Source organism: Parapontixanthobacter aurantiacus (assembly GCF_009827635.1).
GTDB classification, from domain to species: domain Bacteria; phylum Pseudomonadota; class Alphaproteobacteria; order Sphingomonadales; family Sphingomonadaceae; genus Parapontixanthobacter; species Parapontixanthobacter aurantiacus.
Genome location: NZ_WTYW01000004.1, coordinates 135,658 through 157,610, shown reverse-complemented (window position 1 = coordinate 157,610; position 21,953 = coordinate 135,658). Strand labels below are relative to the sequence as shown.

At 62.6% G+C, this 21,953-nt stretch carries 24 protein-coding genes and 1 tRNA gene; 16 read left to right on the top strand and 9 right to left on the bottom strand.

The window, feature by feature from the left end; all coding sequences use genetic code 11:
- Window positions 1-148: 148 nt before the first annotated feature.
- Window positions 149-225: transfer RNA gene (locus tag GRI38_RS12865), tRNA-Arg, on the bottom strand.
- Between the two features lie 126 nt (window positions 226-351).
- On the opposite strand from GRI38_RS12865, the gene GRI38_RS12860 reads away from it, so the two are divergent.
- The 9 genes from GRI38_RS12860 (at window position 352) to GRI38_RS12820 (ending at window position 9,108) form a co-directional block, all read left to right on the top strand.
- A complete protein-coding gene (locus tag GRI38_RS12860; RefSeq protein WP_160684860.1) occupies window positions 352-750 on the top strand; it encodes a hypothetical protein in 399 nt (132 codons plus the stop codon).
- Window positions 751-846: 96 nt separating this feature from the next.
- Window positions 847-1,389, top strand: coding sequence for an MmcB family DNA repair protein (locus GRI38_RS12855; protein ID WP_160684857.1), 543 nt, complete (start codon window positions 847-849; stop codon window positions 1,387-1,389).
- A gap of 133 nt (window positions 1,390-1,522) precedes the next feature.
- The gene (locus GRI38_RS12850; RefSeq protein ID WP_160684854.1) at window positions 1,523-2,239 is read left to right on the top strand and encodes a sterol desaturase family protein; all 717 of its coding nucleotides are present in this window, start codon (window positions 1,523-1,525) and stop codon (window positions 2,237-2,239) included.
- A 20-nt stretch (window positions 2,240-2,259) separates the two neighbouring features.
- Window positions 2,260-2,718, top strand: coding sequence for a DUF2141 domain-containing protein (locus GRI38_RS12845; protein ID WP_237487544.1), 459 nt, complete (start codon window positions 2,260-2,262; stop codon window positions 2,716-2,718).
- Window positions 2,719-2,833: 115 nt separating this feature from the next.
- Window positions 2,834-4,720, top strand: coding sequence for a PAS domain-containing protein (locus tag GRI38_RS14375; protein WP_160684851.1), 1,887 nt, complete (start codon window positions 2,834-2,836; stop codon window positions 4,718-4,720).
- Between the two features lie 43 nt (window positions 4,721-4,763).
- The gene (locus GRI38_RS12835; RefSeq protein ID WP_160684848.1) at window positions 4,764-5,903 is read left to right on the top strand and encodes a phosphatase domain-containing protein; all 1,140 of its coding nucleotides are present in this window, start codon (window positions 4,764-4,766) and stop codon (window positions 5,901-5,903) included.
- Between the two features lie 97 nt (window positions 5,904-6,000).
- Window positions 6,001-7,383 (top strand): M48 family metalloprotease, encoded by a 1,383-nt coding sequence (locus GRI38_RS12830; protein ID WP_160684845.1) that lies wholly within the window; start codon window positions 6,001-6,003, stop codon window positions 7,381-7,383.
- 40 nt (window positions 7,384-7,423) lie between these two features.
- Entirely contained in the window at window positions 7,424-8,116 is a 693-nt protein-coding gene (locus tag GRI38_RS12825) for a DsbA family protein (RefSeq protein WP_160684842.1), read from the top strand.
- 32 nt (window positions 8,117-8,148) lie between these two features.
- A complete protein-coding gene (locus GRI38_RS12820) occupies window positions 8,149-9,108 on the top strand; it encodes a PDZ domain-containing protein (protein WP_160684839.1) in 960 nt (319 codons plus the stop codon).
- Here the strand turns inward: GRI38_RS12820 and GRI38_RS12815 are convergent.
- Complete coding sequence (locus tag GRI38_RS12815) at window positions 9,105-9,737, bottom strand: HD domain-containing protein (RefSeq protein ID WP_160684836.1); 633 nt, start codon at window positions 9,735-9,737, stop codon at window positions 9,105-9,107. The genes GRI38_RS12820 and GRI38_RS12815 overlap by 4 nt on opposite strands.
- Before the next feature lie 74 nt (window positions 9,738-9,811).
- Between GRI38_RS12815 and GRI38_RS12810 the strand changes: the two genes are divergently transcribed.
- The 5 genes from GRI38_RS12810 (at window position 9,812) to GRI38_RS12790 (ending at window position 13,950) form a co-directional block, all read left to right on the top strand.
- A complete protein-coding gene (locus GRI38_RS12810; RefSeq protein ID WP_160684833.1) occupies window positions 9,812-11,032 on the top strand; it encodes a sensor histidine kinase in 1,221 nt (406 codons plus the stop codon).
- A 5-nt stretch (window positions 11,033-11,037) separates the two neighbouring features.
- Window positions 11,038-11,835 (top strand): LytR/AlgR family response regulator transcription factor, encoded by a 798-nt coding sequence (locus tag GRI38_RS12805; RefSeq protein ID WP_160684830.1) that lies wholly within the window; start codon window positions 11,038-11,040, stop codon window positions 11,833-11,835.
- A gap of 20 nt (window positions 11,836-11,855) precedes the next feature.
- On the top strand, window positions 11,856-12,737 hold the full coding sequence (gene nadC / locus GRI38_RS12800; RefSeq protein WP_160684827.1) for a carboxylating nicotinate-nucleotide diphosphorylase: 882 nt from the start codon (window positions 11,856-11,858) through the stop codon (window positions 12,735-12,737).
- Window positions 12,738-12,799: 62 nt separating this feature from the next.
- Entirely contained in the window at window positions 12,800-13,240 is a 441-nt protein-coding gene (locus GRI38_RS12795) for a hypothetical protein (RefSeq protein WP_160684824.1), read from the top strand.
- On the top strand, window positions 13,240-13,950 hold the full coding sequence (locus GRI38_RS12790) for a ribonuclease T2 family protein (protein WP_160684821.1): 711 nt from the start codon (window positions 13,240-13,242) through the stop codon (window positions 13,948-13,950). Before GRI38_RS12795 ends, GRI38_RS12790 begins: the two co-directional genes overlap by 1 nt.
- Before the next feature lie 55 nt (window positions 13,951-14,005).
- Here the strand turns inward: GRI38_RS12790 and GRI38_RS12785 are convergent, their stop codons facing one another.
- Both GRI38_RS12785 and GRI38_RS12780 read right to left on the bottom strand, forming a co-directional pair.
- Window positions 14,006-14,581 carry a hypothetical protein gene (locus GRI38_RS12785; protein WP_160684818.1) on the bottom strand — a complete coding sequence of 192 codons (576 nt, stop codon included), beginning with the start codon at window positions 14,579-14,581 and terminating at the stop codon, window positions 14,006-14,008.
- A 60-nt stretch (window positions 14,582-14,641) separates the two neighbouring features.
- On the bottom strand, window positions 14,642-15,097 hold the full coding sequence (locus tag GRI38_RS12780; RefSeq protein WP_160684815.1) for a nucleoside deaminase: 456 nt from the start codon (window positions 15,095-15,097) through the stop codon (window positions 14,642-14,644).
- Between the two features lie 142 nt (window positions 15,098-15,239).
- Between GRI38_RS12780 and rpmB the strand changes: the two genes are divergently transcribed.
- Window positions 15,240-15,527 (top strand): 50S ribosomal protein L28, encoded by a 288-nt coding sequence (gene rpmB / locus GRI38_RS12775; RefSeq protein ID WP_160684812.1) that lies wholly within the window; start codon window positions 15,240-15,242, stop codon window positions 15,525-15,527.
- Between the two features lie 53 nt (window positions 15,528-15,580).
- Here the strand turns inward: rpmB and GRI38_RS12770 are convergent, their stop codons facing one another.
- Genes GRI38_RS12770 through xseA form a run of 4 tightly spaced genes read right to left on the bottom strand, consistent with a single transcriptional unit; the run spans window position 15,581 to window position 19,258 of the window.
- On the bottom strand, window positions 15,581-16,594 hold the full coding sequence (locus GRI38_RS12770) for an esterase-like activity of phytase family protein (protein WP_160684809.1): 1,014 nt from the start codon (window positions 16,592-16,594) through the stop codon (window positions 15,581-15,583).
- A 32-nt stretch (window positions 16,595-16,626) separates the two neighbouring features.
- Entirely contained in the window at window positions 16,627-17,547 is a 921-nt protein-coding gene (locus tag GRI38_RS12765) for a M23 family metallopeptidase (protein WP_160684806.1), read from the bottom strand.
- Window positions 17,547-17,750 carry a DUF2093 domain-containing protein gene (locus GRI38_RS12760; protein ID WP_160684803.1) on the bottom strand — a complete coding sequence of 68 codons (204 nt, stop codon included), beginning with the start codon at window positions 17,748-17,750 and terminating at the stop codon, window positions 17,547-17,549. The genes GRI38_RS12765 and GRI38_RS12760 overlap by 1 nt, the downstream gene beginning before the upstream one ends.
- A gap of 26 nt (window positions 17,751-17,776) precedes the next feature.
- A complete protein-coding gene (gene xseA / locus GRI38_RS12755) occupies window positions 17,777-19,258 on the bottom strand; it encodes an exodeoxyribonuclease VII large subunit (protein WP_160684800.1) in 1,482 nt (493 codons plus the stop codon).
- Between xseA and purD the strand changes: the two genes are divergently transcribed.
- Window positions 19,257-20,561 (top strand): phosphoribosylamine--glycine ligase, encoded by a 1,305-nt coding sequence (gene purD, locus GRI38_RS12750; protein ID WP_160684797.1) that lies wholly within the window; start codon window positions 19,257-19,259, stop codon window positions 20,559-20,561. The two genes, xseA and purD, sit on opposite strands and share 2 nt — an antisense overlap.
- Window positions 20,562-20,566: 5 nt before the next feature.
- On the opposite strand, the gene GRI38_RS12745 is transcribed toward purD, so the two are convergent.
- Complete coding sequence (locus GRI38_RS12745) at window positions 20,567-21,952, bottom strand: alpha,alpha-trehalose-phosphate synthase (UDP-forming) (RefSeq protein WP_160684794.1); 1,386 nt, start codon at window positions 21,950-21,952, stop codon at window positions 20,567-20,569.
- Window position 21,953: the final 1 nt, after the last annotated feature.

Here is a 21,953-nt window from a genome sequence, read left to right as displayed (position 1 = left end):
ACCCTCGTGTCACACGTAATTGTCGAGAATGCTCCATCAGAACAATCGTTTAGAGCGTCCTGAGAGGGGGTCTTGTGTGACACACTTGTGCTACACGTCGAGCCACGAGCGTCCTTAAGATGCTGTGTTTCCAACGATTTTTGGAGAATGGCGCACCCGACAGGATTCGAACCTGTGACCTCTGCCTTCGGAGGGCAGCGCTCTATCCAGCTGAGCTACGGGTGCACGAAAAGCGTTCTGCGCCCTAGCAAGCCTTCGAACGGCGCGCCAGCCTCTTATCGCGCGACCGCTCGGCGCCTCGTTTGGGTCTTATGCTTTTGGCAAGTTTCTGCGGCTATAGCGCCTTTTCCTATGGCAGCATCTTCCGACAATATGGCCGTGGCTCTTGCCCAAGAACCGGACACGGCGACCGGCCTCGCGGCGATCGAGGAGCGTTTGGCGAGCCATTGGAGCGCCATTCGCGAAGCGGCCATGGTACTCGCCGAATTCGGCGCGATCGACGATGACGATATATCCGACGTGCTGATGGATACTCCGGACTTCGCGTCTTTTCGCGCGGGCGAAAATCTACGCCTCGCCTCATTTATGATCAGCGATTGCGCCGCCGCGCTCGAACCGGGACTGCGCGCTTTGCAGGCGGTGCGCTCGGAAGGCCGGGAAACTCGCGTCGCCGCGCGGGCCTTGTTCGGCGAACTTACCCGCGCGCACGATTCGCTGATAAGGTTGTGCGGCATCCGCCTGACTGTCTGAGCGTAGGCTCGGCAGGATGTAAGCTTCTCCCGATAATCGTCGTCGACTTCCGATTGGCCGGTTGACGAAGTTCCCTTTCTGTTCCAGCAAGCAGGCATGTCGAACAAAGCGTCCGCCGCCCTTCTCGCCGATTCGTCCAGCAGCTGGGACAAGGGCGATTGCACGTCGGTCGATCCTGGCGTTTGCGACGCGCTTGCCGTGGCGAGGGGAATCAAGCGGTTGTTCGCGCGCAACGGCATCTGGTGCCTTGCCGAGATGCCGCTGCGCAACGGACGACGAGCGGATCTGATGGGTATCGACGACAAGGGGCGCGTCGTGATCGTCGAGATCAAGGTGCAACGCGGCGACCTGCTGGGTGATGGCAAATGGCCCGACTATCTCGATCATTGCGACCGGTTCTATTGGGGGATCGCGCCGCATCTCGACCGCTCGGTGCTCGATACCGAGGCCTATCTTCCGGAGCGGTGCGGGGTCATCGTCGGCGACGCCTACGATGCCGAGATCGTTCGGCCTGCCGCGTCGGACCCGTTGGCCGCGGCTCGGCGCAAGGTGGAAGTCGAGCGGTTGGCGCGCGTCGCCATGAGGCGGCTCTGTCAGGCGGAGGACGAGGAATGCGCCCAGTGGGGAACTGGGGAATAGCTGCCCGACGACGGCGGATTCAGAATCAACTCGCGACATCGACTGTTTCCGCGATGCAACGCGCATCGCCAGACGGACAAGAATGTCGAGATTTTTCATCGTAATGTCAGTCGCCGCGCGATAGTCTCGGCGAATGTTTTTCGGAATCCTCGTCTCCGCTCTTGCCATGAGCGCGATTGTCGCGCTGCGTTACGCGCTGACGAGCGGTTTCTTCGCGTGGGCGACGGAGCGGAAGATACCGGGCCGCCATGCCGCCCTCAAAAACCAGATCGGCCGGGAAATCCGGTGGTCGCTGCTGGCGGCACTGATCTACGGGGTGCCAGCCGGTATCGTCGCATGGGGTTGGGAAGAACGCGGCTGGACGCAGATCTATTCCGACTGGTCCGCCTATCCATTCTGGTATGCGCCGGTTTCTTTGCTGGCTTACCTGTTTCTTCACGATACGTGGTTCTACTGGACGCATCGCGCGATGCACGACCCGCGCCTGTTCAAGCGAATGCACGCCGTTCATCACGCCAGTCGTCCGCCAACGGCCTGGGCGGCTATGAGCTTTCATCCGAGCGAGGCTTTGACCGGGGCGATCGTCATTCCGCTGCTCGTCTTCATCATCCCCATCCATATCGCGGTCCTCGGCCTCGTTCTTTTGGTCATGACCGTCATGGGCGTGACGAACCACATGGGCTGGGAAATCTTCCCGCGGCGCTTCGTCCGTTCGCGTATGGGAAGCTGGTTCATCACCGCGAGCCACCATCAGCGTCATCATGAACAATATCTTTGCAATTATGGCCTATATTTCCGCATCTGGGATCGCCTGTGCGGCACGGACAAGGGGTTGTCCGGCAAAATCTGACTTCGGAGGGAATGATCGGAATGCGCTTGAATACGGGATTTTCGCTGGGCCTTGCCGCCCTGTCGCTGACGATGCTGACCGGCGCGACGGCACCGGCAAAGGAAAGCGGTGGCATTCATGTATCGATCACCGACCTGCGCTCGCATGACGGTGTCGTCCGGGCCTGCCTGACCGCGCGCCCGGAAGCCTTCCCCAAATGCGACAAGGACCCTGCCGCCCTGCGCAAGGTCGTCGATGCCGGCGAGAGGGCGGACTTCTGGTTCAAGGGCGTTGCCGCGGGCCGCTATGCCATCGCGGTGCTGCATGACGAAAACGACAACGGCAAGGCGGACCGCGCCATTACGATGATTCCGACCGAAGGTTTTGGCTTTTCGCGCGATGCGAAGGTTCGTTTCGGCCCGCCCAAATTCGAGGAAGCGGCGTTCGAACTTGATCGCGGCAACAAGCAGATGCCGATCAGGATGCGCTACATTCTCTGACCACGCGCCGAACCGCCCGATCAAGGTCAAACTTGAACGTCGTGCTTAAGAATATGTTTACCATGCTCTTGCACATAGGTCCTCAAGGAAAAGACCTTTGGGGGGCATCAGCCACATGGATACGCTTCGCGGCCAGTTCGACAATGACGATTTGCTCGGGAATCTACCCGAAGGTCTGGCAACCGAACTAGAGGAAGAAGGCTTCGGCGTGGATGGCGAGATTGCCGAAGCGCCGCCCTCCCCCGTCGGTCAGGACGAACGGCGCATGCAGGTTCGCGCCTACAATCACTGGGCGGAATTGCTCGGCGACCAGAACTTTCCCGCGATCGAGGATCTCGACCCGGCCTCGCTCGAGGATTTCGGGCCCTACAGCGTCCTTCTCGACTTTACCTCCGGAATCGAAAGCCCCGGCATCCAGTTTCTCGGTGCGCGGCTGGCCGAGGAATGCGGTGCCGACACTGCCATCAAAAATCTCGATGACGTGCCGAGCCTGTCGCTGCTCAGCCGGATCACCGATCACTACATGCAGATTCTCGCGAATCAGGCACCGATCGGATTCGAAGCGGAGTTCGTCAATCAGCGCAACGTGACCGTGATGTATCGCGGTATCCTGCTGCCCTATTCGAGCGATGATGAGACGATCGACTTCATCTACGGCGTCATCAACTGGAAGGAAGTGGCGGACGACCGGACTGCCGATGAGTTGCTGCTCGAAATCGATCAGGCGCTCGCCGTGGACGACGCGAACGAGGATGACGCGGATGACGGCATCCTCGATCTCGCACTGGTCGGCGTGATGACGGGCGACGATACGCCAGCCGAAGAGGCGCTTGCGCAGGATGAGACGGCGCTTCCCGAGCCCGCCTTCGGCGTCGTCGAGGAACAGGACGAGACGGAGGATGCCGTCGAATTTGACGAAGACGATCTCGGTTATGAGGACGACGAAGAAGAGGATAACGACGACGCGATCTTCCTGCAGCCCGATTTCGGCGACGACGATGTCGACGAGGAAGGCGAGGAAATCATCGTCGACGATTCGGCGCTTCCCAGCCTGATGGGCATCAGCATCGGCAAGACCGAAACGAAGGTCGCGATCGACCTGTCCGATTATTCGCCCGGCAAGCAGGACAGCTTCCCGTTCCGCGACGAAGACGATCTGTTCGCGCAGGATGAACCGGTCGAGGCGGCGATCGACAGCGACACCGCTTACACAAGCGAGACCAGCGATCATGATGGAGGTTTCGCGCCCTTCGTCGAGTTCGGCGAAGACGAAGACGAAGCACCTTTGGCGTTCGATGACGAGCAGCCTGCGGACCAAGCAGTCGACGAAACTGAACCGGCAACACCGCGCGAGCTGTCCATTCCGGCGATCGCCGATAAATTCGAAGACACCGCGCCCGAAGGCCTGCACGAGTGCCTCGCGGTGGCACGCGAATTCGCCTACACCGCCCGTAACAGTGAGGATCGCAGCCGTGCTGCCCTCTACGAAGCGGTAGGCCGAGCCTACGACGTCAGCATCGAGGCCGCCAACGCCCCGGAAGATTTCGCCGAATTGCTCGAAGACAATGGCATGAGCGCGCAGGATCGCGCGCCCATGACGCCGGTCGTGAAGCTCGTATTCGGCGCCGATTACGACAAGACGCGGCTTACCGAATATGCCACCGTTCTTGCCCATGCGCACCGTGTGGGAGTGGAACGCGGCAAACTCGGCGGGTTCCTTTCGGAAACGCGCGGCGGCCTCAAGGAAGTGGTCCGGACCGAACGCAAGCTGCGGCGAGAGGAAAAAGGCGAGACCGTCGCGGAACGCATCGAACCACGCCCGGCAATTGCAAACAAGCTGCGGGCCTTGCCGGAAACATCGCTCGAAGACCTGCCGATCGACGGCGCGGAATTCGCCCTCGTCATGGTGCGACGCACGGAGGAAGGCGAGCTGGTCGTCCTGGGAGAAGTGCCTCAGGACATACCCATGATCGAAAAGGCAGCGAAAAAGCTTATCGGATAGGGCGTTTGCTATGCGCGGGGCGACATTGTAGCGCCCCGGCATCATGCAATTCCTGTTCAGCCATCCCGTCCGCATCCAGCCCTATTTCGGGTATCGCAATCGCGAGCGCCTGCGCATCTCCGTCCGCGCCTTGCGGCAGAAGCGGCGCGAATTCAACGCGTCGGGCAAATGGCAGGCGATGCGCACCATGTTGTCGCAATTCGCCTCTAAGGAAGCGATGGAAGTAAGTGTTGCGCTGGAAATCGAGCATGGCGGTGAGACAACCCTGCACGATGGCGTCACCGACAAGGAAGGGTTCGTACATTTCGATGTCGCACTCGAACCCGCAGCGGAGCTTCCCGAACGGACAAGCTGGGAATCGGTGGTCATTCGATGGTCGAATAGCGACGGCGAGCAGGAAGCGACTGGCCAGGTACTCGTTCCCGGACGCCATGCCGGGCTCGGCGTCATTTCCGACATAGACGACACGATCATCGAGACCGGCATTACCGGGAACTGGCGTGACGTCGCGCGAAACTGGCGGCGCGTGCTGGCGCAGATGCCCGACGAACGCTTGCTCGTTCCAGGCGCGGACATCTTCTACCAGGCGATGGGCGGCGGCGAAGTCCTGCCCGCCGGATCGGCCCACGCCGGCGAACGGCACAGGGCAACGGCCAATCCCTTCTTCTACGTCTCGTCCAGCCCGTGGAACCTGTTTTCCTACCTCGTTGCATTCCAGAAAGGGCGCGGATTGCCACTGGGCCCGATCGCCTTGCGCGATTGGGGCTTCAATCGCGAGACTTTGGGAAAGGCCAGTCACGGCGCGCATAAGCTGGCTGCCATGGATACCATCCTCGGTACCTATCCCGAAATGCAGTTTGCACTGATGGGAGACGACACGCAGGGCGATCTTGTCGCATTCGGCAAGATGGTTGAAAGCCACCCGGGTCGGATCAGAGCCGTACTTATCCGCCAGGCCGGTGAAGCCATGAGCAGCGAGGAACTTGCCGCCAAGGCAACGATCGAGGCGGCCCGCGTTCCGCTCTGGTTGGGCAGTGATTACAGCACGGGCGCCGCTTTTCTCGAAGAGATCGGACTAAGGGGGGAAAGCGCTGCCGAAGAACTGGCAAAGACGATCGAGACCAAGGGCAAGGCGCCTCCCGGCGATCCCGCTCCTCCAACAGGGAAGGCGAGCAGCAGCTAGGGTCGATCGAGCCATCATTCGAGCGGGCGATGGCTAAGCCGCCTCCATGCAAAGCTTCAGTTCCGGTTCAGGCGAAAATGCGCTATCGCTTCGAACCATGCCAACCCGTCCGGCCCGTCTTTCCGCAAGAGCTTTCGCGCGCATCGCGGCCCTGCTCGCCATGTTCACCTGGGCCGCGCAGCCAGCGCTGGCACAATCGGTGCTGCGCGATGCCGAGACCGAGGCGCTGCTGGACGATATGGCGGCGCCGCTCGCCGAGGCCGCTGGGCTCGATCCGTCCAATCTCGACATCGTTCTCATCAACGATCCGACCATCAACGCCTTCGTTGCGGGCGGGCAGGTCGTCTATATCCATAGCGGTCTGATCGACGCCGCCGATACGGCGAACGAAGTCCAGGGCGTCATCGCGCACGAACTCGGCCACATTACCGGCGGTCACATCAACCGCTATAGCGAGGGTGCCGGGAATGCGACGAACATCACGATCCTGTCCATGTTGCTGGGTGCGGCCGCTGCTGCGGCAGGCGGCGGCGGAGAAGCCCTCACCGGCATCATGATGGCCGGTCAGCGGGCCGCCTTAGGCAATTTCCTCGCTTTCAGCAGGGTTCAGGAAGCATCGGCTGATGCCGCCGGGGCCAAGTACTTGTCGGAAGCGGGAATTTCCGGTCGCGGATCGCTGTCCTTCTTCAACAAGCTGGAAAACCAGGAACTGCGCCGCGGCATTCCGCGCAATGCAGAAACCGAATTCATCCGCTCACACCCCCTCTCCAGCGACCGCATCTTCCGCCTGCGCGAGGACTACATGCGCGATCCTGCCTGGGACGCGCCCGACGATGCCGATCTGCAGCAAAGGTTCGAGCGGGTGAAAGCGAAACTCGCGGGCTATCTCGATCCACCCGATCGTACCTTGCTCGACTATCCGGAAAGCGACCAGAGCGTCGCTGCCCGTTACGCCCGCGCCTATGCCTATCACAAGCACGCCTACATGGATAAGGCGCTGGCCGAGACGACAGCCCTTATCGAGAGCGACCCCGCCAATCCCTATTTCCTCGAACTGAAGGGGCAGGTTCTGCTCGAATCCGGGCAGCCGGAAGAGGCGCTTGCGCCGCTTCGCCAAGCGACCGAACTGACGGGCAACCATCCGCTGATCGGCGCGGTCTTCGGCCATGCCCTGATCGCGACGGAGAACGACGCGAATTACGAGGAGGCGGAGCGCGTTCTTCGCGCCGCGGTCGCGCGTGACCGGGCCAACCCCTTTGCCTGGTATCAGTTGGGCATCGTCTATGCCGCACGCGGTGACGAGGCGCGCGCCATGCTTGCGAGCGCCGAACAGCAGGTGTTGCGGCGCGATTATCTGTCCGCACTCCGCAGCGCACAGGCCGCGGAAGGGCGCTTGCCGATGGAAACGCCGGATTGGATTCGCGCGCAAGACATCGTATTGCAAGCCCGCGCCGCGCTCGAGGAAGCCCGGGACCGTTAAGCGCGCAATCGATCCACGCAAATTCAGACGAGGGAAGTACATGCGGCAATATCTGGTGACGGCGATCGTCGCACTCGTGGCGGGGTTTGCCGGGGCGGCATTGTGGTCCTTCAGCGGCCTCGGCGATGCCAATACGCGCGAATACCTCGTCGCCAATCCCGAGATACTGCCGGAAATGGCGGAAGCCTATCAGGCAGCGCAGATGGAGGAGCGGCTGGGTTCGATCCAGTCGCAGGTGACCACCGCCTTTCCCGGCGCGGTGTTAGGTAACCCCGACGGTTCGAAGACACTCGTTAAATTTACCGATTATGCCTGTGGCTATTGTCGGGCGAGCACCGAGGATATCGATCGGCTCGTCGCACAGGATCCGGACCTGAAGGTCGTCGTGCGCGAGTATCCCATTTTTCCGGGCAGCGACCAGGCTGCTCGCATGGCCTTGGCTGCGGCGCGGCAGGGTAAATACCCCGCCTTCTACCACGCGATGTTCGAAGCCGGATCGACCGACGAAGCGAGCATCCTTGCCGCTGCGCAGAAGGCAGGGCTCGACATGGATCAGGCAAACGCTTTCGCCTCATCCGAAGAGGCGGCACGCGAACTGGCGCAAAACATCGGTTTCGCCCGAGAACTCGGTTTTTCCGGGACGCCGAGCTGGGTGGTCAACGGGCAGCTGATCGAAGGTGCCGTCGGCTACGAGCAGTTGAAGAGCGCCATCGACGCCCCGCAGGCCGGCTGACGATGATATTGCTGCGGCTAGCGATCGCCGCAATGCTTGCTCTCGCGCCTGTCGCAGCGAGCGCGCAGGCACCAGCGAAACAGGCCGATACGCAGGCTGCAGTAACCACCTGGCAGGCGCGGGAAGCGCGCCTGTTCTCGATCGGGTGGAAGCTCGTCACCGGCAATGCCGCCTTTTGCGAGAATGCGGAGCCCGCCGCGGGATTCCTGCTGCACGATGCGGCTACCTATAGCGACGCCGATGGCGTCAGGCGCGCGCTGGGCCTCTCGGGCGACATCGCGGTACAGGCTGTCGCTGCCGGATCGCCCGCCGACCGAGCGGGTCTGCAACCGAACGATACCATCCACTCGATCAACGAAGTCATGGTGGAGCGCGACTTTCCCTTTACCGAACCAGCTTGGCAGCGGCTCGAAGACGTACGCGCAGCAATCGGGGAGGAACTCGCCCTGTCGCGCCCCGCGATCATCGGCTGGCAGCAGCCTGACGGGACGCCGCGCGGCGAAGCGCTGTCGCCGGTTCAGGCCTGCCCGACCTGGTTCGAATTGCGCGGCAAGGGAACGGATGCGATGGCAGAAGGAAGGCGCGTGATCTTCGGGTACGAGTTTCCCGGCTTCGCCTACGCGGAACCCGAGCTCGCGGCAGCTATCGCGCATGAACTCGCACATAATCTGCTCGGCCATCGCAAGTGGCTCGATGCCGCGGGGCGGAAGAGGAGCAATGTCAGGGCGACCGAGCGGGAAGCGGATCGGCTGATGCCCTGGCTGCTCGCAAATGCAGGTTATTCCCCACGCGCAGCACAGGAATTTATGACCCGCTGGGGGCCACGGCATGATGGCGGGCTATTGCGCAAGCGAACGCATGACGGCTGGGACGAACGGGCGAAATTCATCGCTGCCGAAATAGCGCTTATCGAACCGCTGCTTGCCGAAACCGGCTCGGCCGACTGGCGCTGGCATTTCCGGCGGGATGTCGCGCCTTTGCGCGCCAACTAGGCAGCTTCGGCGTTCTCCGCAGCCTTGGCGTACATCGATTTGAGCGGTCGGGCCATGACCCGTCGAACCATCGGCTCGAAAAATTCGAGGCTTTCGCTTTCGTAATCGGGGTCGAAGGCGGCCTGGTCGTATTTCTCGCAGAACTCCGCGCAGGCATCGAAATGTTCGTGGTCGCGGAACTGCTCGCGCACGTTTTGGTCCATGCCGAGAAAATGGAAGTAGTAATAGCCCTGAAACGCACCGTGGTTCTGGCAAATCCAGTGAATTTCTTCCGAGACGAAGGGCTTGATGATCGAGGCCGCGACCTCGGGATGATTGTAGGTTCCCAGCGTATCGCCGATGTCATGCAGCAGCGCCATGACGACATACTGCTCGTCCCGCCCGTCGCGATAGGCGCGTGTGGCGGTCTGCAACGAATGTTCGAGGCGGCAGACCGGGAAGCCGCCGAAATCTCCGTCGAGCAGGCGCAGATGGTCGAGCACGCGGTCGGGCAGGTCCTTGGCAAAAGCCATGTATTGCGATCCGATCTTGGCCCAGTCTTCCTTCGTGCCTTCCTTCATCTCCCGAAACTTCGCCCGCTCCATCGCATCATGGGCGAGGGCCGCTTCTGTCCTTGTCTCGTTGCTCATTCGTCTCTCCTGCGTGCCGGAACAATCCTAGCCGCTGGCAAGACATAGCACAATTCGGCTAAGGGAGGCGAATAATGGCCGTGTTGCCGATCAAACCGACGCCGTTCTTCGACAACAAGAACCGGGCATTCTGGAACCTCCAGTTCATCGGCTGGGGCGGGGCCTTCATCCTGCGCTCCGCATCGGCGCTGTCGGGCGGGCAGGAACTGAGCTTTCTCGTCGTCACGCTGATCGAGATGATTACCGGTTTCTCGATCAGTCTCGTCCTTTCGGTCATCTATCGCCAGTTGCTGCACCGCCGACCGCTTATCGCCTGGGGTCTGAGCGGCGTCGCACTAGCCTTCGCCGTCCTCCTGTTCGCCTTCATCAACAGCTGGGTCATCACGCTTTACCGCCCTGGCGCGGAAGGGGCGTTCGGACCCTTGCTCATCGGCATCTTCTTCTTCGACCTGACCTTGCTCGGCGCATGGTCCGCGCTCTACTACGCCATCAATTTCTACCTGCAAATCGAGCAGCAGGCCGACCGAATGCTGCGCCTCGAGGCGCAGGCGGCAAGCGCGCAACTCGACATGCTGCGTTATCAGCTCAATCCGCACTTCCTGTTCAACACGTTGAATTCGATCAGCACGCTCGTTCTCCTGAAGCAGACGGAGCCCGCCAATGCGATGCTGACGCGGCTTTCGTCCTTCCTTCGCCACACGCTCATCACCCAGCCGAGCGGCAAGGTAACGCTCGATCAGGAAATCGAGACCCTGAAACTCTATCTCGACATCGAACGGATGCGTTTCGAAGAACGCTTGCGCACGTCGTTCCGCGTCCAGCACGAGGCGGCGGTCGCCTGCCTGCCGTCTCTCCTGCTGCAGCCGCTGGTCGAGAACGCAATCAAATACGCCGTTTCGCCGCAAGAGGAAGGCGCCAAGATCAGTCTCGTCGCACAGCGCATGGGCGACCGCTTGCGCATTGCCGTAAGCGACACCGGACCGGGACTTCGTCGCGAGCAAGACTGGGCGACGGCCCGGGGCGCACCGGCCCGCGGGGGCGCTCGTCCCGTTTCTACGGGCGTTGGTCTCGCGAATATTCGTAATCGGCTCGCTCAGGCCTATGGCGAAGATCACAGATTCGAAATCAGAACCCCCATCGATGGCGGCTTCATGGTCGTCATCGAAATCCCCTATGAGGTGGACGAAACGGAAGCAGCGAAGCTGGCCGCAGCCAAGCGACGCGGAGAGACGGCGAAACCCTCGCTGGCGACCAGCGTTGTATCCGAATTCGCCACCCCGAAAACTGGAAGTTGACCCCAATGACCATTCGAACACTTCTCGTCGATGACGAAAAACTGGCGATCCAGGGTCTTCAGCTGAGGCTGGAGCCGCACAAGGACATCGAGATCATCGGAACCTGCGCCAATGGACGCGAAGCGATCCGGGCGATCAAGACGCAAAAGCCCGATCTCGTCTTCCTCGACATTCAGATGCCCGGTTTCGACGGCTTTAGTGTTGTCCAAGGCGTCATGGAAATCGAACCGCCGCTCTTCGTGTTCGTCACCGCGTTCGAGGAGCACGCCATCCGCGCCTTCGAAGCGAATGCGGTGAACTATCTCATGAAGCCCGTCGACGAGGACAAGCTGGCCGACACGATCGAGCGCGTGCGGCATCGTTTGTCGGAGAAACGGTCCGCAGAAGAGGCGGAAAAGCTGAAGAACGTGCTCGCCGACGTGGCCCCCGGCGTCGCTGAGGAATTCGGCGAGCAGCAGGGCGAAAGCAGCGATCGCTTCGAGAAACTGATCAATGTGAAGGATCGCGGCCAGATCTTCCGCGTAGAGGTCGACAGCATCGAGCACATCGAGGCCGCAGGCGACTACATGTGCATCTACACGGGCGACAATTCGCTGATCCTGCGCGAAACGATGAAGGATCTCGAACGGCGGCTCGACCCGCGGACATTCCAGCGGGTCCACCGCTCGACCATCGTCAATCTCGATCAGGTCCGGCAGGTCAAGCCGCATACCAATGGCGAATGCTTCCTCGTGCTGGATTCGGGTGCCGAGGTGAAGGTTTCGCGCTCTTACCGCGACGTCGTCGCCCGCTTCGTGCATTGATCCGCGACTCGGTATAGCATTTGAGCGGCTTTCAACTTCCCGGCTTCGACCTCGAGCAATTCGTTCGCGATACGCTTGCGGAGGACCTCGGCGCGGGCCTGCCCGGCGGTGGTCGCGACGTGACGAGCGAGAGCGTCATTCCCGCCGATGCGCGCTTTTCCGGGGTCATGGACAGCCGCGATGCCATCACGGTGGCCGGCCTGCCGATAGCGGAAGCACTCTTTCGCGAACTCGATCCGCACATTGATGTCGAGATGCTGGTCAAGGATGGTGAGCGGGTGCCTGCGGGTACCGATCTCCTGCATGTCGAGGGCAAGGCGCGAGCCCTGCTGACGGCGGAGCGAAGCGCTCTGAACACCGTGCAGCATCTCTCGGGAATTGCGACCATGGTTCGGCAGTATGTCGATGCGATGGACAATCCCGGCTGCACCCTGCTCGATACGCGCAAGACCATACCTGGCCTGCGCCATCTCGAAAAGTATGCGGTTCGCATGGGCGGCGGCAGCAATCACCGCATGGGATTGTGGGATGCGGCGATGATCAAGGACAACCATGTCGCGGTTGCCGGCGATGTGGGAACGGCGGTTTCCCGGGCTCGCGATGCAGGCGTGGCGAAGATCATCTGCGAAGTGGACCGGCTCGACCAGATCGAACCGGCGATCATGGCCGGAGCCGACCACCTCCTCCTCGACAATATGCCGCCCGAGATGCTGCGCGAAGCCGTGGACATCGTGAACGGCCGCGTCCCGACCGAGGCGAGCGGCGGCATCGATCTCGACACGATCAGGGCGAAAGCTGCGACAGGCGTCGATTACGTCAGCGTCGGCCGCCTGACGCAAAGCGCCCCTGCGGCGGATATCGGCCTCGACTTCAAGCCGCTTCGCTCGCCTTCCGCGGGATAAGCCTTGCGCTCCTTGCCGGGGGCGCACACACTGGCCTTTCCAATTTCGGGAGGGGGCAAACAATGACGCGACCAGATTCAATACGAATGTTCGAGAAACTGTTCCTGGCGAGCATTGCGCTAGGGATCGTCAACATGATCATCTCCTTCGGCGATACGCAGGCGACGCTCGCGGACGACCCGGCAACCGCACAGCTCGGTTCCGGATTCGCCATTTTCATCGGCTTGTTCGTGCTCGGGGTGAACCTGCTCTTCTGGTTCTTCATCGCACGCAAGGCGAGCAACATCGCCAAGTGGATCCTCGTTGTCTTCACCGTCCTCGGCCTCGTCATGCTGCCTGGGACGCTCGCTACGCTGAGCGGCTTCGCGCTGATCCTTTCCCTGCTTGTGACGGCGCTGCAACTCGCGGCCATCGTTTTCTTGTTCAAGCAGGATGCGAAAGAGTGGTTTGCCGGCAAGAGGCGCCCGAAGCGCGAGCACGATACCGACGTTCGCATGCGGTAATGCGGCGGACAGCGCGCCTCATCGCGCCGCTGCTGTGCCTTGTCGCGCCTGCTGCGGGGCTTGCCCAGGCCTATCAGTGCCGCATCCCGCCCAAGGTCAGCGTCCCGCAGGTTCGCCCCGACGGACCGTCGCGCCCTCTCGCCGTGACCGGCTACACGCTCGCGCTTTCGTGGTCGCCCGAATATTGCAAGGGCCGCGAAGCCGCCGCCGCGCAGCGGTTTCAATGTTCCGGCAGTAGCGGAACCTTCGGTTTCGTCGTGCACGGGTTATGGCCAGAAAGCAGGGGCAACAGCTGGCCCCAATGGTGCGCGACGCGCCGCGAACCGACGCCCGCGACGATCCGCAGGAACCTGTGCACTGTGCCCTCCGCCGCCCTCATCGCGCGTCAGTGGGCAAAGCATGGTGCGTGCATGACGAGGCGGCCCGAAACCTATTTCAACATTACCCGCATCCTCTACGATTCGCTCGCGTGGCCAGACTTCGACGCGCTTTCGCACAAGCCCGACCTGACGGCGGGGGATGTGCGGAGCCTGTTCGCGGCGGCGAATAAAGGCTGGAGCGAAGCTGCGGTCGGCGTGAAACTGAACGAGCGTGGCTGGCTTCAGGAGCTACGCCTTTGCTACGACCGGCGCTTCCGTCCGAAAGCCTGCGATCGGCGGCGCTTCGGCGCGGGGAACGAGCAAGCTGCGAAGATCTGGCGCGGGCTGTAGGAGATGGGCCCCTGTCGTGCGCCCTGCGACGCCCAGCACTGATTACACAGCTGAGCTAATCTGCCTGACGGTCAGCTTCCTCGGCAACGAAGTCCGCAAGCAGATGTCTGACATGAGAGACAGGCTTGCCATCGCTCCCCTGCCTGACTGGAAATTGGAGAAGTCCGGCTTGGGAGCAAGCTATTTCGGTGAGAGGGGTATCCGCCCCTTCCTCGCCCATGCAATCAGCGATTGCTCCGTTTTCATCCATCAGGACCACGAGCGAGACCCTGGATCGCTCGGCGTCGTCCGGTAGGCGCTTAACCGAAATTTCGAAATCGCTTTTGAACTGGAAACTTGGCCGCTCGCCTCGTTCGACACGCATCAGGAGAATTTCCCCATGGACGGGATCGCTTCCCACATTTCTGGCGGGTTCTTCCACGATACGCCCGATAACCGGATCGCAGGTGCGTTGCACTTCGCGCTCGCTCGCAGCAGGATAAAGGACGTCGCATTGGAGAATTTCGCCGGCCGGATCGACAAACAGTTCGATTGCTGTTGTCGAGCCGAGAAGGCGAATGGCCCTGAAAGTGCCGCTATCGATCTCGGGCAGGCTTATCGCCGCTGCTCCACTCAAAATCAGTTCAAGCATAGGTTATCGTCGCAGACGACGTGCAGCGGGACAATCCAAAAGTTCAGAAGTGACGGGACACTATCGCCGCCGCCTGAAGAATTCGGTCAGGAGGTCCGTCGCCTGTCCCGCCCCGATCCCCGAATACACCTCCGGCCGGTGCAGCGTCTGCGGCTGCTCGAACAATTTGGCGCCATGCTCGATCGCGCCGCCTTTCGGATCGCTCGCGCCGTAATAAAGCCGCGCAATCCGGGCATGAGATATGGCTCCTGCGCACATCGCGCAGGGCTCCAGCGTGACCCAGAGATCGCACCCTTCGAGGCGCTCTCTGCCGAGCGCGGCGGCGGCAGCGCGGATCGCGACAATCTCCGCATGGGCTGTCGGGTCGAACGTTCCACGTGGAGCATTGTGACCTTCGCCGATAACCTGCCCGTCCTTGACGACGACCGCCCCCACCGGAACTTCGCCGGTCGCCGCCGCTGCCTCGGCCAATCTCAGCGCATGCGCCATCGGTTCGGGTAGAGACCATTTCGCCATCCTGCGCAGCGTGCTAACGAACCCATGGGGCGGCGGCAATGATGCATGGAGCCGCTTGACGAAACGGCGGCCGGCGGTTAAGCGCGCGCCTTTCCGAACAACATCGGCATCCTGGCCGAATCAATTCGAGACGAGATCAATCATGTCGCGCATTTGCGAACTTACGGGCAAGGGTCGTCTGACCGGCCACAATGTCAGCCACGCCAACAACCGCACGAAGCGCGTGTTCCTGCCGAATCTGCAGAACGTCACGCTGCTTTCCGAGAAGCTGGACCGCGCATTCAAGTTCCGCGTGTCCACCCACGGCCTGCGCTCGGTCGAGCACAATGGCGGTCTCGACAACTGGCTGCGCAAGACGAAGGATGAGAAGCTGTCCGCCAATGCCCGCAAGGTGAAGCGCGAACTGCTGAAGGCCGACAAGGCCGCCTGACGGTCTGCTATCTGGCTAAAGATCGGGGCGTCGGACGAGAGTCCGGCGCCTTTTCATTTGGGCAATTGCCTCGCGGATAGCCGCAGCTTGTAAAGCAGGGTCCGCTGATTCGCGCTGAAATTGTCGTCGGCGATCAGCCAGACGATCACCGATCCGTCCGCGTCGCGGCGGGTTGCGAGCCCTTCGAAATTCTCGCTCGGCAAGGGCGGTTCGATCCGCGCGAGCACTGCGCCGCTCCACTCACCCGACCGGTCGATGTTATCGAGGCTGGCGACCAGCAATGCGGAGCGAAAGCGCGGCGGCAGGGCCGGAACGAAATCGCGCAACAGGATAAGGACATGATCCTCCGTCAGCATGGCCGCATCGACGGGGCGGTATTCGGGCGGGCTACGAAAGACCGTCTCGCGCGTTTCGGGTTCTTTGAGCGGGTCGCCCGCGAAAACCGCCGCGCGATGCGCGGTCACATCTCCCAACAGCCCGAACAGCCAGCCGCTGCCCCCCTCGGCAATGGCCAGGAACCTGCCGTCCGGCAGGCGCAGCAGGGTTTCCGGTCCCGAATTGAAGTTCCAGTCGGACAGAGCCTCGGGCGCGATCCGGCCGGTCCGCTTCAGATCGGGGTCGTAGCGCTCGATCGTGTTTGTCTGCTCGTATGCCGCCCAGATGGTCCCGGTGTCAGGGTCGCGGGTCAGCGCTTCCAGATCGACATCGCGCTTGTCCTGCTCCGGTCCGGGGGCGAACTGCCCGATCTGCGCCGCCTCGATCAGCGCGGAAGCACCCGGTTCGGGCGGCGTGAAGACCAGGATGTTCCCGGCATCGCTCCCGGCGATGAGGCGGCCGTCTGGCAGGAAGGTCAGCGCGGAATACCCGCCGAAGCGATCGTTGCCGCTCGACAACTCCCGCAGCCCGTCGATCGCAAAGCTTCCGACCGTCCCGCCTTCGGGTATGGGAAGGGGGGAGACCGCGACCGGCGAAGTGACGTCGCGCGGCGGCTTCGGCGTCCTGACGAACGTGCCGGGCGCGAGTGCAATCGCTACGCATAATCCTAGGAACAGGCGAAATTTCCGCATAGACGAATGCTTCGCCTCGCTTCAGTCGAGGATCAGTCCATCGGCCCCGTGAACAGGAGCGGGTCGAGCCGCGCATCCTTCCATTTCAGGCTCCAGTGCAGATGTGCCCCGCGCGCGCTGCCGGTATCGCCGACGAGGCCGAGCGGCTCACCCTGCTTCACCCGCTGCCCTTCGCTTACCAGCAGGCGCGAGGAATGGAGGAACGCGCTGTTGAGGCCCTGACCGTGATCCATGATGATGAGCCCGCCTTCGAGGCTGAACCCCTCGCGCGCAAGCGTCACGACGCCGTCCGCCGGCGCGACGTAGGCGACGCCCGCCCCCGGCGCGATGTCGATCCCGCTGTGATAGCTTCCCGCTTCGCCGCGATAATATCGCTGCGAGCCGAACCGGCCCGAAATGCGCCCCTTGACCGGCCAGACGAAATCCTGCCGCCAGCCCTCGCTGCCCGTCTCGTTCGCCCGTGCCGTGCCGATCGCTTCGAGTTCGGGGCGGCGGCGGTCGAGAAAGGCCTGCGAGGGATTGCTGATATTCCGCGCGAGATCGACATGCTCGATGTTCCAGTCGCGCGGCGAGACAGCGATCGGGCTCTCGATCGTCTTTCCGTCGGCCCGTGTCGCGACCAGCCGGATCGCCGGCCCCTGATCGCGGTCGAAGGCAGCGAAGAACCGGCCTTTCGCATCCAGCGTCAGCTCCTGCTCGCCAAGGCGCGCGCTGCGCGTTCCCGCCGGCGCCTGTCCCCTGATCCAGCCGCCTTGCGTCAACTCACCGTCATAGACGAACGTCGTCGGTCCGGCAGGCTCGGGTTCGGGTTCGGGCAGAACCTGTTCTACCGCGATCGGCTCGACCACCTCGCGGTCCTGGGCGGGATTGGCGGAATTGCGGCTATCGGCTTGCGGGGAGGGGACGCAGGCTGCGCAAAGCCCGGCCAGGCCCAGCATCGCGGCTCGCCGCATCACGTGCCCTCGGTCAGGCGCTGCGTGGCAAGCTGCGCGCTGGCATAGGCCTCCTGGTGCTCGACGCTCCAGTAGCGCAGCTCTTCCAGCGGAATGGCAACGCCCGACATGGCGCAATAAACGTGGTTCCCGGTCCGCAGCACGCGAAAGCCGTTGGGGCCGTATTGGAGTTTCGCTCCATCATCACTCGAAGACATCAACATAGTCGATGCCTCTAACACAGATGGGATTAACCGAACAAATCCTGTTGGCCGCGATTTTCCGGCGGACCGTCCTTCTTTGGCGTACGGGGCTTCGTTCGCGGGGCAGGCGTCGTCGGGCGGGAAGATTGTTGCCCCACGCGAAGCGTGCCGTCCTTGAACTCGATCGCGAGCGCATCGGCCTGCACCGCCTGTTGCTCGCTCGTCAGCAGCGTGCCCTCCCCGTCGCGCACGAGCGCAAAGCCGCGCTGCAGGGGCGCCTTGGGATCGAGCGAGGCGAAGATGCGGCTCTGATTGTCGAGCAATTCGCCCTTCCGCGCGATGCGCTGGACGATGAGGCGTGGGGCGAGCCGTGTATTGGCAAGCGCGGTTCGGGCTTCCCGAAAGCGCTGGCGCAATAGCGGGGCGGACAGTCGCGCCGCATCGGACTGAAGCCGTTCGCGAGCCTCCACCGCGCGATCCTGCAGGCCGCAACGCAGGGCTTCGGACGCCTCGTCGAGGCGCTGCATCTGCGGTTGCAGGAGGCTGCCGGGCTGCGGCAAGCGCTCCGATCGTGCAGCCAGCCGCTCGCGCCCGAGCGATACCGGGCGCATCGCGCATTTCTGCTGGCGATGGGCGAGGTCGGCAATGAAACCCGCCAGATCGATACGCACCGGAACCGCCATCTCCGCCGCTGCCGTCGGGGTAGGTGCGCGGCGGTCCGCGGCAAAATCGGCAAGCGTCGTGTCGGTTTCGTGCCCGACCGCGCTGATGACCGGAACCGGCGATTCGGCGATTGCGCGGACCACGCTTTCCTCGTTGAAGGACCACAGATCCTCGATCGAGCCTCCGCCCCTGGCGACGATCAGCAAGTCGGGGCGCCGCATCGGGCCGCTTTCCGGAAGCGCGCCGAAACCGCGGACGGCTTCCGACACCTGCCGCGCCGCATCCTGCCCCTGCACGAGGACCGGCCAGACCAGCACCTCGCTCGGGAAGCGGTCGGCCAGACGGTGCAGGATATCGCGGATGACCGCCCCGGTCGGTGACGTGACGACACCGATACGGTCGGGCAAAAAGGGCAAGGGGCGCTTGCGCGAGGCAGCGAACAGCCCCTCCCCCTCAAGCCGCGCCTTGGTCTTTTCGAGAAGGGCGAGCAGCGCGCCCTCGCCGGCAAGTTCCATCGTGTCGATGACGATCTGATATTTCGAGCGGCCGGCATAGGTCGTCAGCTTGCCGCTCGCGATCACTTCCAGCCCGTCCTCCGGGCGAAAGGCAAGATTTCCTGCATTACCGCGCCACATGACGCCGTCGATGACCGCCTTCTCGTCCTTCAGCGCGCAATAGAGATGACCCGAGGCCGCCCGCTTCACGCCCGACAGCTCGCCGCGCAGGCGGACATGACCGAAGCGATCCTCCACGACCCGCTTGAGCGCGTTCGATATCTCGCTGACGGAATAGGCGTGCGCGTTGTCGCCTGCCGCTTCGCGCGCTAGGAGGCCGCTGTCATTCCCGGATTGCGAAGGTGAAGCCATGAATATCCTGTTGATCGGCAGCGGTGGTCGCGAACATGCGCTATGCTGGAAACTGATGCAATCCAGCCTGCTCGCGGGGGACGGGGATACGCTGTTCGCCAGTCCGGGCAACCCCGGAATGGCGGAAGAAGGGGCGCGCTGCGTGCCGCTCGACACTGCCGATCATGGCGCTGTCGTCCAATTCTGCCGCGACAATAAGGTCGAGTTCGTCGTCATCGGTCCGGAAGCACCGCTGGTCGATGGTCTGGCCGACAGTCTGCGTACTGCGAACATGGCGGTTTTCGGCCCTTCGGCAGATGCAGCGCAGCTCGAGGGCAGCAAGTCCTTCACTAAGGAGTTGTGCGACCGGGCGAGCATCCCCACGGCGCGGTATATCCGGACCTCTTCGCTCGAACAGGCATGGGGCGCGCTGAAGCAGTTCGATCCGCCGTTCGTGCTCAAGGCTGACGGACTGGCGGCAGGCAAGGGCGTCATCATCGCGGAAACCCGCGAGGAAGCGCAGGAAGCACTGGCAGAAATGTTCGACGGCAAGTTCGGTTCGGCAGGGGCCGAAGTCGTCATCGAGGAATATCTCGAGGGCGAGGAAGTCAGTTATTTCGCGCTAACCGACGGAAATGACATCGTTTTTCTCGCCAGTGCGCAGGATCACAAGCGCGTCGGCGGGGGCGATACCGGACCCAATACCGGCGGCATGGGCGCCTATTCCCCCGCCCCCGTCCTGACAAAATCCTTGGAAAACAAGGTGATGGACGAGATCATCAGGCCGACCGTCACGACCATGGCAGCCGAAGGTCGTCCCTATTCGGGCGTTCTCTTCGCAGGGCTCATGCTGACCGAAAAAGGCCCGCAACTCATTGAATACAATGCCCGCTTCGGCGATCCGGAGTGCCAGGCGATCCTGTCGCGGATGACTTCGGATCTCGGCGAACTGCTCCATGCCTGCGCCACCGGTTCGCTCGGCAAGACGGCGCCCGAACTCGCGCAAGACACTGTTATCACTGTCGTTCTCGCCGCAAACGGCTATCCCGGAACGCCGGAAAAGGGCGGCACGATAAGCGGCCTCAAGGATGCCGAGAACATCCACACAGGCACCAAGATCTTCCACGCGGGCACCAAACGAGGCGACGATGGCGGATTGGTCGCGAATGGCGGGCGCGTCCTCAATGTCACCGCTCGCGGAGCCGATATCGGCGCGGCACGGGACAAGGCTTACGCGGCTATCGATGCCATTCATTTTCCAACCGGCTTCTGCCGACGCGACATCGGCCATCGTGCCCTCGCGCGGGAAAACGCGGCCGAGTAAGCCTCTCAGGTTTCGAGAGCGCGCAGATCCTCGATGATGTCGCGCGTCCATTCGGCGACATTGTCCTCGCGAACGCTGTCGTTCAGCCGCTCCCACCGCTCCTTGCGTTCGTCGAGCGGCATGTCCATCGCCTGCCTTATGCCATGCGCGATGTCGTCGGCGCTGTGCGGATTGATGAGGATCGCATCCTGCATCTGCAACGCGGCCCCGGCAAAGCGCGAGAGGATGAGGACGCCGGGGTCTTCCGGATCCTGCGCCGCGACATATTCCTTCGCGACGAGGTTCATGCCGTCGCGCAGCGGCGTCACGAGGCCAATCTTCGAGGCGCGATAGATGCCGAACAGTTCGGCCATCGAATGACCCTGATTGACGTAGCGGATCGGCACGAGATCGACGCAGGACAGCGCACCGTTGATCTGGCCCGTCTTGCGTTCCAGCGTCTCGCGAATGTCCTGGTAGGAATCGATGCTTTCCCGGCTCGGCGGAGCAATCTGGATATAGACGAGATCGCGCACCTTTTCGGGATAGCGGTCGAAGAAGCGGGCGATGCCGTCCATGCGTTCGGGCAGGCCCTTGGAATAGTCGAGCCGGTCGACACCGATCATCGAGATACGCTTGCGCGTGCTGGCAACGACGCTGTCATAGGCCTGCCGGGCTTCGTCCGTGTCGCCCTGCGCCATGAAATGATCGTAGTCGATGCCGATCGGATAGGCGCGAGCAATCGTCGTCCGCTCGCCGAGCGAGACGCGTCCCGTTTCCTCGTCCACGTCCGCGCCCAGTTCCTTGCGACAGAAATGCAGGAAGCTTTCCAGCCATTCCTCGCTCTGGAAGCCGACGAGGTCGTATTCCAGCATCGTTCGCACCAGCCGCTCGTGATAGGGTAGCGAGACGAGCAACCGCGTCGGCGGCCAGGGAATGTGAAGGAAGAATGCGAGTTTGTTCTTCAGCCCCTTCGCGCGCAGCCGCTCGCCCAACGGAATGAAGTGATAGTCGTGGACCCAGATGAGGTCGTCTTCCTCGATGAGGTCGGCGGCGGCATTGGCGAACAGGTCGTTGACCCGCTCGTAACCCTTGCCGAACTCGCGCTCATATTCGGTGAGGTCGATGCGGTAGTGGAACAGCGGCCACAGCGTCGAATTGGCGTAGCCGTTGTAATATTCCTCAACGTCCTGCGGCGCGAGGTCGATGGTCGCGGTGGTCACGCCCTGGTTGGTCTGGATATGCGGCTCGCGCTCCGGATCTTCGCTTTCCTCGCCCGACCAGCCGAGCCAGATGCCGTCATGTTTCTTGAGCGCAGCTTGCAACGCGCCGGCCAGTCCACCCTGCGCACCGGCCGCGCCGCGCGCATTGGGGATGGCGACGCGGTTCGATATGACGACGAGGCGGCTCATG

Coding starts and splice junctions, on each gene's coding strand:
- GRI38_RS12860 (WP_160684860.1), top strand. CDS start 352: ATGGCAGCATCTTCCGACAATATGGCCGTGGCTCTTGCCCAAGAACCG.
- GRI38_RS12855 (WP_160684857.1), top strand. CDS start 847: ATGTCGAACAAAGCGTCCGCCGCCCTTCTCGCCGATTCGTCCAGCAGC.
- GRI38_RS12850 (WP_160684854.1), top strand. CDS start 1,523: ATGTTTTTCGGAATCCTCGTCTCCGCTCTTGCCATGAGCGCGATTGTC.
- GRI38_RS12845 (WP_237487544.1), top strand. CDS start 2,260: ATGCGCTTGAATACGGGATTTTCGCTGGGCCTTGCCGCCCTGTCGCTG.
- GRI38_RS14375 (WP_160684851.1), top strand. CDS start 2,834: ATGGATACGCTTCGCGGCCAGTTCGACAATGACGATTTGCTCGGGAAT.
- GRI38_RS12835 (WP_160684848.1), top strand. CDS start 4,764: ATGCAATTCCTGTTCAGCCATCCCGTCCGCATCCAGCCCTATTTCGGG.
- GRI38_RS12830 (WP_160684845.1), top strand. CDS start 6,001: ATGCCAACCCGTCCGGCCCGTCTTTCCGCAAGAGCTTTCGCGCGCATC.
- GRI38_RS12825 (WP_160684842.1), top strand. CDS start 7,424: ATGCGGCAATATCTGGTGACGGCGATCGTCGCACTCGTGGCGGGGTTT.
- GRI38_RS12820 (WP_160684839.1), top strand. CDS start 8,149: ATGCTTGCTCTCGCGCCTGTCGCAGCGAGCGCGCAGGCACCAGCGAAA.
- GRI38_RS12815 (WP_160684836.1), bottom strand. CDS start 9,737: ATGAGCAACGAGACAAGGACAGAAGCGGCCCTCGCCCATGATGCGATG.
- GRI38_RS12810 (WP_160684833.1), top strand. CDS start 9,812: ATGGCCGTGTTGCCGATCAAACCGACGCCGTTCTTCGACAACAAGAAC.
- GRI38_RS12805 (WP_160684830.1), top strand. CDS start 11,038: ATGACCATTCGAACACTTCTCGTCGATGACGAAAAACTGGCGATCCAG.
- GRI38_RS12795 (WP_160684824.1), top strand. CDS start 12,800: ATGACGCGACCAGATTCAATACGAATGTTCGAGAAACTGTTCCTGGCG.
- GRI38_RS12790 (WP_160684821.1), top strand. CDS start 13,240: ATGCGGCGGACAGCGCGCCTCATCGCGCCGCTGCTGTGCCTTGTCGCG.
- GRI38_RS12785 (WP_160684818.1), bottom strand. CDS start 14,581: ATGCTTGAACTGATTTTGAGTGGAGCAGCGGCGATAAGCCTGCCCGAG.
- GRI38_RS12780 (WP_160684815.1), bottom strand. CDS start 15,097: ATGGCGAAATGGTCTCTACCCGAACCGATGGCGCATGCGCTGAGATTG.
- rpmB (WP_160684812.1), top strand. CDS start 15,240: ATGTCGCGCATTTGCGAACTTACGGGCAAGGGTCGTCTGACCGGCCAC.
- GRI38_RS12770 (WP_160684809.1), bottom strand. CDS start 16,594: ATGCGGAAATTTCGCCTGTTCCTAGGATTATGCGTAGCGATTGCACTC.
- GRI38_RS12765 (WP_160684806.1), bottom strand. CDS start 17,547: ATGCGGCGAGCCGCGATGCTGGGCCTGGCCGGGCTTTGCGCAGCCTGC.
- GRI38_RS12760 (WP_160684803.1), bottom strand. CDS start 17,750: ATGTTGATGTCTTCGAGTGATGATGGAGCGAAACTCCAATACGGCCCC.
- purD (WP_160684797.1), top strand. CDS start 19,257: ATGAATATCCTGTTGATCGGCAGCGGTGGTCGCGAACATGCGCTATGC.
- xseA (WP_160684800.1), bottom strand. CDS start 19,258: ATGGCTTCACCTTCGCAATCCGGGAATGACAGCGGCCTCCTAGCGCGC.
- GRI38_RS12745 (WP_160684794.1), bottom strand. CDS start 21,952: ATGAGCCGCCTCGTCGTCATATCGAACCGCGTCGCCATCCCCAATGCG.